Source organism: Streptococcus sp. 210928-DFI.4.42 (genome assembly GCF_020554365.1).
In the GTDB taxonomy this organism is placed as follows: Bacteria; Bacillota; Bacilli; order Lactobacillales; family Streptococcaceae; genus Streptococcus; species Streptococcus parasanguinis_S.
Map to the genome: position 1 here is coordinate 21,110 of NZ_JAJCHF010000024.1, position 11,634 is coordinate 32,743.

At 42.4% G+C, this 11,634-nt stretch carries 9 protein-coding genes; 8 read left to right on the forward strand and 1 reads right to left on the reverse strand.

Features of this window, described 5'->3' with window-relative positions; all coding sequences use genetic code 11:
* Nucleotides 1-31: 31 nt before the first annotated feature.
* Nucleotides 32-2,371: a cation-translocating P-type ATPase gene (locus LIZ08_RS08695; protein ID WP_227038682.1), complete on the reverse strand. Its 2,340-nt coding sequence runs from the start codon at nucleotides 2,369-2,371 to the stop codon at nucleotides 32-34.
* A 175-nt stretch (nucleotides 2,372-2,546) separates the two neighbouring features.
* Here LIZ08_RS08695 and LIZ08_RS08700 point away from each other — a divergent pair, with 175 nt between their 5' ends.
* From LIZ08_RS08700 to LIZ08_RS08735, 8 genes are all read left to right on the forward strand, one after another.
* Nucleotides 2,547-3,293, forward strand: coding sequence for a lysophospholipid acyltransferase family protein (locus LIZ08_RS08700; protein ID WP_003006324.1), 747 nt, complete (start codon nucleotides 2,547-2,549; stop codon nucleotides 3,291-3,293).
* Between the two features lie 66 nt (nucleotides 3,294-3,359).
* Complete coding sequence (locus LIZ08_RS08705; RefSeq protein WP_201036884.1) at nucleotides 3,360-4,028, forward strand: helix-hairpin-helix domain-containing protein; 669 nt, start codon at nucleotides 3,360-3,362, stop codon at nucleotides 4,026-4,028.
* A complete protein-coding gene (locus LIZ08_RS08710; RefSeq protein WP_227038683.1) occupies nucleotides 4,009-6,255 on the forward strand; it encodes a DNA internalization-related competence protein ComEC/Rec2 in 2,247 nt (748 codons plus the stop codon). The genes LIZ08_RS08705 and LIZ08_RS08710 overlap by 20 nt, the downstream gene beginning before the upstream one ends.
* A gap of 75 nt (nucleotides 6,256-6,330) precedes the next feature.
* Nucleotides 6,331-6,933 (forward strand): DUF805 domain-containing protein, encoded by a 603-nt coding sequence (locus tag LIZ08_RS08715; RefSeq protein ID WP_070465571.1) that lies wholly within the window; start codon nucleotides 6,331-6,333, stop codon nucleotides 6,931-6,933.
* A gap of 23 nt (nucleotides 6,934-6,956) precedes the next feature.
* Entirely contained in the window at nucleotides 6,957-7,991 is a 1,035-nt protein-coding gene (holA, locus tag LIZ08_RS08720) for a DNA polymerase III subunit delta (RefSeq protein WP_227038684.1), read from the forward strand.
* 88 nt (nucleotides 7,992-8,079) lie between these two features.
* On the forward strand, nucleotides 8,080-8,685 hold the full coding sequence (gene sodA / locus LIZ08_RS08725) for a superoxide dismutase SodA (protein WP_003006336.1): 606 nt from the start codon (nucleotides 8,080-8,082) through the stop codon (nucleotides 8,683-8,685).
* A gap of 210 nt (nucleotides 8,686-8,895) precedes the next feature.
* Complete coding sequence (locus LIZ08_RS08730; RefSeq protein ID WP_227038685.1) at nucleotides 8,896-10,368, forward strand: helicase HerA-like domain-containing protein; 1,473 nt, start codon at nucleotides 8,896-8,898, stop codon at nucleotides 10,366-10,368.
* A 98-nt stretch (nucleotides 10,369-10,466) separates the two neighbouring features.
* Nucleotides 10,467-11,534: a serine hydrolase gene (locus LIZ08_RS08735; protein WP_227038686.1), complete on the forward strand. Its 1,068-nt coding sequence runs from the start codon at nucleotides 10,467-10,469 to the stop codon at nucleotides 11,532-11,534.
* The last annotated feature ends 100 nt before the right edge of the window (nucleotides 11,535-11,634 follow it).

Consider the following 11,634-nt stretch of genomic DNA (forward strand, 5'->3'; position numbering starts at 1 on the left):
CGAATTACCGATTTCTGTCCCACTCTCTTTTTTAATCAAATTCATATTTTTGTAGAATCGTTGTGAGGATAAAGACTCCTGTAAAGATGGCCATCAACGCCAGATAAACTGGGAAAGTAGTGGCTGTAAGGAGGGAAATCTCGATCAAGTTTTTCAATACGACCGCAGATGCGTAGAATCCTACAACAGAGAAGAGGATGAGGAGGGCTCGCCAGATATTTAGTGGAAGGCAAGCACGGATGACAGATAGGAAACCGATGGATCCAAGTAAGTAATAGGATACAGTAGACATATCGGCTGCAGACCAACCATGGCTTGCTCCCCAAAGGCGAATGAACAAGACGCTAAAGACGACCATCAAGGCGCTTGGTAAGGCTAACAGAAGGGAACGTCTTAAGAAGTGTTTTTCAACCGGTTTGATATTGCGTTCAAAGGTCAACACAAATGGTGGGAATCCTTCGACGAATTGGTCAATTAAGGTGATTTGAATAGGGATGAATGGAAAAATCAGCAAATAATTGACGTTGAAGAAAAGGGCACTGGCGATACAGATAATAGCCAAGAGGAAGGAATAGATCGTTTTGATGAAGAAAATCGGAGCGATTCGCCCAATGTTATTGACCACACGACGACCTTCGAATAGAATTTCTGGAACATCATTAAAGTCAGAGTTCAAAAGAACAATATTGGCAATTTGACGAGTTGCGGGATCTCCCTCAGCCATCACGATGGAGCAGTCTGCTTCGCGAAGAGCAAGGATATCATTGACCCCATCTCCTGTCATAGCAGTTATCCGACCAGCAGCTTTCAAGGTTTGGATAAGTAGTTTTTTCTGGTGAGGAGACACGCGCCCAAAGATAGCTGTTTCTTCTGCTTGATCCACTAATTGATCATCAGAAATTTTTGAACAATCGACGTAGTTCTCATAATTTTTGAAGCCAGCTTGTTGAGCGATATAAGAGACCGTCACAGGGTTGTCACCAGAGATGATTTTGAGATCCACTCCTTGAGAGCGCAAATACTCAAGAGTATCTGAAGCCCCTTCACGAATGGGGTCTGTAATCTCAATAACCGCAATCCCTTCAAGATTTTCAGGCAGTTTCAATTCCTGCATGCTGATCAGTTCTGAACTGTGAGCCAAGACGAGCACGCGCGATCCACGAGCTTGTGCTTCGACGACAGCAGCGGGATTTTCTTTAAGGAGCATTTCAGGAGCACCGAGAAAGACGGTTCCAAGGTTGGATAGGTGCATGGCTCCCCATTTCCGATCACTTGAGAAAGGAATAATGTTTTCCGCAGTATAAGCATGCTCCAACTCCCCATAAGCCTTGCGAATAGCTTGAGCAGTAGGATTGGTGTCCTCGCTATATTGCATGTAAGCTGAAAGGATAACTTTGATGGTTTCCTCAGAAAAATGATCCGATAAGCTATGGAGAGATTCGACTGTCATCTTCCCTTGAGTGATGGTACCGGTCTTATCTAGACACAAGGTATCCACACGTGCCAGGGTTTCTACTGAGTACATTTCTTGGACAAGAACCTTGCGCATACCGAGCTTAATCACCGCTGTCAAAAGAGACGTAACTGTCAGTAAAGCGATTCCTTTTGGCAACATTCCCAGGAGAGCTGTTGAAGAATTCACGACAGAATCCTTGATCGGCAGCATCTTGATCAACAATGCTTCAAAGAAGAGGGCAAGGCCAAATGGGATGATAATTTTACCAGTGAAGCTAGAAATTTTCGCTAAGTTATAAAGAATACGCGAATTGATAGGCTTCAGGGTTTTAGCTTCCATCATCAGTTTGTTGGCATAGTTGTTTGCTCCAACTCGCTTGACACGGGCATAGACTTGACCACTGGCAATATAACTACCAGAAAGCAGTTCATCGCCAACTTCTTTTAAGACCAGATCACTCTCACCAGTCAGCATAGCTTCATTGGCTTCAGCGATACCAGACATGACTTCGGCATCACTAGGGATCTGCTCACCCGAAGACAGAAGCATTAGATCACCTAGGACAAGCTTCTCTGGTGGAATCGCATCTTTTTCCCCGTCTCGAATGACAGTCACCAGCTCACGACTCATGAGATTGAGTTTATCAATCATCCGCTTGGCGCGCATCTCGGTCATGATTCCTGTAATGGCATTGAAGCAAATAACCGCGAAAAAGATCATATTGCTCCAGGCCTGTACAGCAGCCAAGGCTACGGCAATCACAAAGTTTAAGGTATTAAACAAGGTGAAGACGTTGCGCTTGATGATTTGCCAGGTACTGGTACTTGTATTCGTTGTAAAATCATTGGTTTGTCCGCGATCCATTTTCTTGCGGACTTCACTGAGGGATAACCCCTTTAATTCATTCGTTTCCATAGACAATATGATATCATTTTTTTGAGAAAAAGACTATCTAGAATCGGTCCGCTGAGACATTTTTTATCTAAAAAAGGTTTGCGGTCAAAATCAGGATACGGTATAATAAGAAAGAACCTTTTACAGGATGGAATATCTTGTAGAGAGACGAATGAAATGGATTTGAGGAACAACTATGTTTTATACCTATTTACGTGGCCTTGTTGCCTTTATTCTGTGGGTTTTAAATGGGAATGCCCATTACCATCATAAGGACAATATTCCAGATCGGGAAGAGAACTACATCCTGGTATCCCCTCACCGGACTTGGTGGGATCCGGTCTATATGGCCTTTGCAACCAAGCCAAAGCAATTTATCTTTATGGCGAAAAAAGAACTCTTCACCAATCGTATTTTTGGCTGGTGGATTCGTATGTGTGGGGCATTTCCGATCGACCGTGAAAATCCGGGAGCAGAAGCTATTAAGTATCCTGTCAATATGCTGAAAAAGAGCAACCGTTCTTTGATTATGTTCCCAAGTGGAAGCCGTCATTCTCAAGACGTCAAAGGTGGTGTTGCCATCATTGCCAAAATGGCGAAGGTCCGTATCATGCCAGTGACTTATACTGGTCCAAGAGACTTGAAAGGGTTGGCAACAGGTGAACGCATTGATATGAACTTTGGACATCCCATTGATATTTCGGATATTAAAAAGATGAATGACGAAGGAGTGGCAGAAGTTGCCCGCCGTATCCAGGAGGAATTTGATCGCTTGGATGCGGAAGCACAAGCGATCAACACCCCAACAAAACCTTTTATCTTGATTCGTTTGTTAAAAATCCTTTTGATTCCTCTTGTCTTAGTAGTGGGCATCTTGACCTTGCTCTTTAGTTACCTGGCAAGCTTTGTATGGGATCCAGACAAACATCGGAAAAACAAGTAAAAAAACTGAGAGTCTTTCTCAGTTTTTTTTATTTTTACGAATAATAAAAGTGAGAGGAGGTTTCTTATGGAGGATATCATCGAAAAAATCAAAGAATATAAGCTCTTTTTGGCTCTTACAGCTATCGGACTCTTACTTGGAGGGTATTTTCTTTTTCATCGACCTCAGTCAAGTGCATCCACCATACCGGATCTTTATCAGGCTTCGAGTTCAACTTCGAGCAAAGAAAAGGTGCAGACCACTAGTTCCAAAGAAGAAAAGACGACGACTTCTGTGTCTGATGCACCCGAGATCATTACGGTCGATGTCAAAGGAGCCGTCAAACAACCAGGGGTCTATGAGTTGCGCTCCAATAGCAGAGTCCACGATGCCATTTATAAGGCAGGCGGGATGACAGCAGATGCCAATAGCCAATCGGTCAACTTGGCGCAAAAACTCACCGATGAAGCAGTGATCTATGTTGCCAAAGAAGGGGAGGATGTTCCAGCACTTGGGAGTTCAGAAAGTCCTGCAACTTCGTCAGCACCAGCAGAAAAAACAGGCAAGGTCCGTTTAAATCGAGCGACCGAGTCAGAGCTCCAAACCGTATCAGGCATTGGACAGAAACGTGCCCAGGACATTATCGCCTATCGCGAAGCAAATGGTCCTTTTCGATCAGTGGATGATCTGAAGAATGTTTCAGGAATCGGAGAGAAAACACTGGAGAAACTAAGAGATGCTTTCACGGTGGATTAAAGACCTTCCTTTTTCGCTTGTCCATCTCGCCTTTGTGCTCCTATGGCTGTATTTTAGTATCTATCAACCATCTTGGCTTTCGATCAGCGGTCTAGTAGTAGTGGGAATTTTAGCAGTTCATCACTATAAAGGGGAGCGCTCAAGTTTGCTAGGGCTTGCTTTAGCAACCCTTTGTTTTGCAGCCTTCTTTGTCTTTCAGCGAATACAGGATCATCCAGTACAAGCAGAAAGTCAGCTGCCACCCCACTTACGTCTGATTCCAGATACCATCAAGATCAATGGGGACGCCCTGTCTTTTCGTGCTAAAAATCAGGGAAGGATCTACCAAGTCTTCTACACTTTAAAATCAGAAAAAGAAAAACAGCAGTGGCAAAGTCAAACTCATTTGTTGGAGTTGACGTATAAAGGTGCTATAGAAGAGCCAGAAGGGCAGCGAAATTTTAGAGGATTTGACTATCGGTCTTATTTGGAAACACAGGGGATTCACTATCAAATAAAAATTGAAGCGATCCAATCCGCGCTTCCTATACAGACTTGGAATGTTTTCGATTGCCTATCTCAATGGAGGCGCCAAGCCATTGTTTGGAGCAAGGAGCACTTTCCGCAACCGATGAACCAGTATATGACAGGCCTTCTTTTTGGCTATTTAGATACGGATTTTGAAGAGATGGATCAGCTTTACACGAGTTTAGGAATCATCCATTTATTCGCCTTATCTGGGATGCAGGTCGGCTTTTTCATTAATGGGATCCGGAAAGCTCTCTTACGTTTAGGAATCTTGCAAGAGACAGTCGATATCTGGATGGTTCCAATTTCTTTGGTCTATTCTGGCTTGACAGGTTTTTCTGTTTCAGTGGTTCGCAGCCTCTTGCAGAAAATCCTCTCTCAAAAGGGGGTCCGAGGGATGGAGAATATGGCGATGACCTTGATGCTCTTAATGCTGCTTGTGCCCAAGTTTCTCCTGACAGCTGGAGGGGTCTTGAGTTGTGCCTATGCCTTTATTTTGACCTTGGTAGATACCAGTTCTTATTCAGGACTTAAAAAGATACTAGTGGAGAGTTTCTGGATTAGCCTGGGGATTTTGCCCCTTTTGACCTATTACTTTAGTATCTTTCAACCCTGGTCACTCCCTTTAACCTTCCTCTTTTCTTTCTTATTTGACCTTGTCCTTCTTCCAGGTTTAACGGTGTTATTTATCTTATCGATTCTAAAGCCCCTTACAATTTTTAACAGTTTCTTTCTTCTCATAGAGGAGTGTATTCGTTGGATTTCAAAGCTCACGTCGCTACCTTTGGTATTTGGTCAGCCGACGGGACCAGCTCTGATTGCTCTCGTCCTTCTTTTTGGGATCTTGTATGATCTTCGAAAGCAAAAAAAACGTCGTTTTCTGTTAATAGGTATGATTCTACTCATCTTTTGTTGGACCAAGCATCCTTTAGAAAATGAGATTACCATGGTGGATATCGGTCAAGGAGATAGTATCTTTTTACGCGATTGGAAAGGAAGAACCATATTGATTGATGTCGGAGGACGCGTCACTTTTAAAAGTGGAGAAAAGTGGCAAGAGCGCAGTCAGTCTGCCAATGCGGATCAAACCCTGATTCCTTATCTCAAGAGTCGAGGTGTTGGAAAACTCGATGCGCTGGTCTTGACTCATACAGACCAGGATCATATGGGCGATATGGTGGAGGTTGCCAAACAAATCCCGGTTAAAAAAGTGTATGTCAGTCCAGGCAGTCTCACCAATTCTCAATTTCGAGAGAAATTGAAACTGCTTCATAGTCCGATTAAAGTAGTCCAGAGAGGGGATCAACTTCCTATTTTTGATGATCATTTAGAAGTCTTATCCCCTGATGAAGTGGGGGATGGTAAAAATGATGATTCGATTGTCCTCTATGGACAGTTCTATCAGAAACGATTTTTGTTCACAGGTGATTTGGAAGAAGCTGGAGAGAAAAAACTATTGAAAAACGATCCACAATTACAAGTAGATGTCTTGAAAGTAGGCCACCACGGTTCTAAAGGTTCCTCTAGTGATGTGTTTTTAGATCAGTTACATCCTCAGTTGGCCTTGATCTCTGTTGGAAAGAAAAATCGCTACCAACATCCCCATAAAGAATTGCTCGATCGTCTAGAGGAACGCTCTATTTCTTATCTTCGTACCGATGAAAGGGGAGCAATTCGCTTGATTGGGTGGGACCATTGGAGGGTAGAAACGGTCCACTAGAGACGAGGAGAGGTTTGCTTTCTATGCTGAAAATTGCTATTATAGAAAGTGAAATCAATGTAAAGGTAGAATCGTATGAACGCATTTAAGCAATTTTGGATACAGTATGCAGATTTTTCAAGTAAGACCAGTCGGGCCCATTTTTGGCTAGCTTTTTTCTGGAATTCCCTGATTTCTTTGCCTCTTTGGGTTTTTTACATCGTGACCTCTTTATCCCATCAAAATGCTCAAGAAACGCTCAATTTTTCAACTGTTCATTCTAAGACAGGTTTATGGGCGCTCGCTTTCTTAGCATTCTTTTACTTCCTCATTTTAGTACCCAGTCAAGCCATTTGTGTACGTCGCTTGCGGGATGCGGGAATCCATTGGTCTTGGATCTTTTTGAACCTTGGACCGGTTCTGCTCTATTTGTTGACGGGGCTAGATATTTTCCTATTTCTTTGGGGGATTACAGTTATTTCTCTCTTGATTCTTATGATGCTTCCAGGGAAAAACACCTTCCCACAACCAGTAGAGACTCCTATGGGAGTGGCTTCTGAACCACAGGTCACAGCGCCAGGTGGGAGCTTTGGCGGCAACTCGTTTGAGCAAATCCCTAATTTTGTAGCAGCACCTGATTTATCTGATGAAAAACCACCATTGGAACAAAGAATGGCTGCTGAACACGAAATCCACTAGACTGATAGAGATAAGAGAGTTTCATGCAAGCAATTACCGACACTAGACATCTGACGGTTCAAACTCTGCCTCCTATTCTTGTCTTGACGGGTGAGGATGTAGGTCAATTTGAATGGTTAAAAAAAGACATTTTAAAAAAAATAGGCTATGATCCCTCAGATTTGAATTATTCTTATTTTGATATGAAGGAAGCCTCCTATGCTGAGGTCGAGCTGGATTTGGTCAGTCTTCCCTTTTTTGCAGATGAAAAAATCGTGATTTTGGATCACTTATTGGATTTGACCACTGCCAAAAAACGCAATTTAACCGATGAAGATCTGAAGCAATTTGAAAATTATCTGGAAAATCCTTCTGAATCGACCCGTTTGGTGATATTTGCAGAAGGAAAATTAGATAGTAAGCGCCGCTTGGTCAAACTCCTAAAACGGGATGCCCAAATCATTGAAGCGACCACTCCTAAAGAGCAAGATTTAAAGCGTTATTTTTCTGGTCAGGCGCAAGAATTGGGCTTACACTTTGTGGGCGATTCCTTGGACCAGTTGCTCTTAAAATCTGGCTATGATTTTGGAGAGTTACAGAAGAATCTCGCTCTATTGCAGGCTTATAAAGAAGATGGTCAGATTACCCTCCAAGATATCGAGGAGGTTGTTCCAAAGTCCTTGCAAGATAATATTTTTGATCTGACACAGATGATTCTCAAACGCCAAATCGATCAAGTCCGAAATTTGGTTAAGGATCTTCGCTTACAAGGAGAAGATGAAATAAAATTGATCGCTATTTTGTTGGGGCAATTCCGAATGTTTTCTCAAGTTAAAATTTTCTCAGAAGAAGGCCAATCCGAAAGCCAAATTGTAGCGAGCTTGTCGGACTTGTCAGGACGCAAGGTCAATCCTTATCAGGTGAAGTTTGCCTTACGGGATAGCCGCAGGCTTTCCCTATCCTTTTTGAAGCAAGCTATGATGACCTTCATCGAGACGGATTATGCGATTAAAAGTGGAACATATGAAAAAGACTACTTATTTGATTTGGCCCTGTTGAAAGTAGCGAATAGCGTCTAACGATGAATGAAATCGCAAGCAGATTAGTTGAATAATTTAGCTGTTTGCGTTATCATCAAGTCAGTAATAAAGAAAAGAGGACCATAAAATGGCTATCATTTTACCAGAATTACCATATGCTTATGATGCATTGGAACCTTATATCGATGAAGAAACCATGCATTTGCACCATGATAAACACCATCAAACATATGTAAACAATGTGAATGCAGCTCTTGAAAAACATCCTGAAATTGGAGAAGACCTTGAAAGCTTGTTAGCTGATGTTGAATCCATTCCAGCTGATATTCGCCAAGCTGTGATCAACAATGGTGGTGGTCATTTGAACCACGCTCTTTTCTGGGAATTGATGACTCCAGAACAAACAGCTCCTTCAGCAGAACTTGCTGCAGCGATTGATGCTACATTTGGTTCATTTGAAGACTTCAAAGCAGCCTTCACAGCAGCAGCAACGACACGTTTTGGTTCTGGCTGGGCATGGTTGGTTGTCAACAAAGAAGGCAAACTCGAAGTGACTTCAACAGCAAACCAAGATACACCAATCTCTGAAGGTAAAACACCAATCCTTGGTTTGGATGTTTGGGAACATGCTTACTACGTGAAATACCGTAACGTACGCCCTGACTACATCAAAGCTTTCTTCTCAGTGATCAACTGGAATAAAGTGAATGAATTGTTTGCAGCAGCAAAATAATAAAATGAAGGAATCTATAAGAGCAAGTATTGGCTCTTATAGATTTTTTTATGTGCATCCGAAAAATTGGAGTATAATTTCTTGCGTTTGGTCAGGAAAATGATACACTAGTAGGAGTGTGTCTTACTTGTCTGAAGCCTGGTTTGAAGGGCCTAGGCAAGGAAAAGATAAACCTTAAAATGAAAACTGAAACATTCAGGGAGAAATGAAATGACTAGTATTACCATTACTAAAGGAGCCGTTGAGACGCCTATCTATTTGCGGATGTTAAATCGTCATGGCTTGATTGCAGGTGCAACAGGAACAGGAAAAACGGTTACGCTCAAAGTTCTAACAGAAAAATTAAGCAAAGAAGGCATTCCGGTCTTTCTAGCCGATATCAAGGGAGATTTATCTGGCTTAGCCAAAGCAGGGCAATGGACACCAAAACTGGAAGAACGCTACAAGCTTCTTGGGATCACAGATCCGTTTGAGCCACAAGCCTTCCCTGTTCGATTGTGGGATGTCTTTGGCCAAGCTGGTCATCCTGTTCGGGCGACTGTCGAAGGAATGGGCTCATTGCTTCTATCTCGTCTGCTTGATTTGAATGAAACCCAATCAGGAATTCTTGCAATTGTCTTTAAAGTGGCCCAAGAGAAAGATTGGCCCTTGATTGATTTGAAGGACCTGCAAAGCCTTTTAAAGGAAGTCTATGAACACAGTTCAGACTATTCGGCCCAATATGGCAATATCACCAAACATTCTGTCGGAGCGATCCAAAGAAGTCTCTTGGTTCTTGAAGAAGAAGGAGCAGATCAGTTTTTCGGAGAGCCCGCACTTGATTTAAATGACTTCATGCAACTCGATGCATCTGGTCGTGGTTATATCAATATTCTTTCGGCTACAAAGCTCTTTCATTCACCAAAATTATACTCAACCTTTTTGATTTGGATGCTGTCTCGTCTTTTTGAAACACTTCCAGAGGTTGGGGATCCTGAAAAGCCAAAACTGGTCTTCTTCTTTGATGAAGCGCATCTCCTCTTTAAGGATGCAAGCAAGCTCTTTCTTGAGAAGGTCGAGCAAGTGGTACGCCTGATTCGTTCGAAGGGTGTAGGGATTTACTTTATTACCCAAAATCCTCAAGACCTTCCAGAATCTGTTTTGGCACAGCTTGGAAATCGTGTTCAGCATGCGCTTCGAGCTTATACACCCAAAGAAATGAAGGCAATTAAGGTGGCTGCCCAAAGTTTTCGTCCAAATCCAGATTTTGATACAGAAACAGTGATCACAGAGTTAGGGACAGGGGAAGCCTTGGTTTCTTTCCTGAATGAAAAGGGACAGCCTAGTGTGGTTGAGCGTGCTTATATTCTCTCTCCTCAATCGAGTTTTGACCTCTTAAATGAGAGTGAACAATTGGCCTTGATCACAACATCGCCTTTCCATCAAAAGTATGCGACGACGATTGATCGGGAATCTGCCTATGAAAAATTAGCAGCTAAAGCAAGCAAGGAAGCACAAGAAGAAGAGCAAAAAGAAGCAGAAAAAGAACGAGCTGCGGTGGAAAAAGCAGAGCAAAAACGCAGTCCAGGTCGCCCAAGAAAATCCAGTCTTGAAAAAGCCAAGGATTCCTTCTTGAGTTCCTTATTCCGGACGATTGCGCGTGAGATTGCTAAGCTAATTATGGGCTCCTTTAAACGGAAATAAGCCTTTGATGAAAAGAAATAAACTTTTTAAAAAGAAACCGTTTTCTCTTTCTGATAATTCTTGTTATTTTCAGTAGAATCTTTTATAATTAATCTCGTATGAAAAAATATTTTAATCTACGCTCGATCATGATTGCGGTCAGTATTTTATTGTGCTTAGTGGGAACAAGCGCACTGGGCTACTTGCATCTTACGCAACCAACAGCATCAGCAATTGAAAAAAAAGCAAAGAAAACAAAAGAAGCAAAAGAACAAGATATCGAAAAGTCTACCCCTGAGACGAAAAAACCACGTGTCAAATCTCCTGAAGCTAAGCAAGCAGTAGTAGATGCAGACATGGAAACGATGAGTGCTTATGGCCTTGTCTATGATTATGCTAATAAGGGGTTGGTAGAGGTTGTCCAGGATTTCCTAGCGGAAAGTGGAATTGATCCGTCACAAGTTGCCTTCACGTATCGCAATGCCATTACAGGAGAGCAATTTGCTATGAATGATCTTCAACCAATGACGGCAGGAAGTACCTATAAGCTACCGTTGAACATGTTGGTGGTGGATGAGGTCACAAAGGGGAAACTCAATTTAACAGATCGGTTTGACATTAACAATACCTACTATGAATATGTAGGGGAACATGACAATTACGTTGCTGCCTTTGATGGAGCCATGTCTATCCCTGATATGCAACGCTATTCATTAGTTTACTCTGAAAATACCCCAGCCTATGCCTTGGCAGATCGTTTAGGGGGAATGGAGCAAGCGCGCAAGTTATTCAGTCGCTATGGTCAATCTCGCTCACCAGAAGTCAAAACCTTTAGCGAAGATAATAAAACGACAACGGATTATTATATCCATGTCTTGCAATATCTTTGGAATCATCAAGAAAAATATGCAGATTTGTTGGAATTGATTGGGGAATCTTTCCCAGGTGAGTACTATAAGAAATTCTTGCCAGATTTGGTCATTCAACAAAAACCGGGCTATGTTGCGGAAGCGCTCAATGTGGATGCCATTGTCCATGAATCGACCCCTTATTTGGTTGCCATCTATACTGCAGGACTGGGTGGAACGACCCCAGAAAGTTCTGAAATCAGTGGTGTTGGTCTTTATCAGTTGGGAGAACTAGCTTATGTCATCAATGAATGGCATCGTGTGAATATGAATGAATAATTGACGGAAGAGGCTGGGACAAAAGTCCTGGCCTCTTCAATTGTCTTTGGATTATCGAGCAAGACGCAGTGGTTGAGTGGGCTCTACTACGCTGATTTCA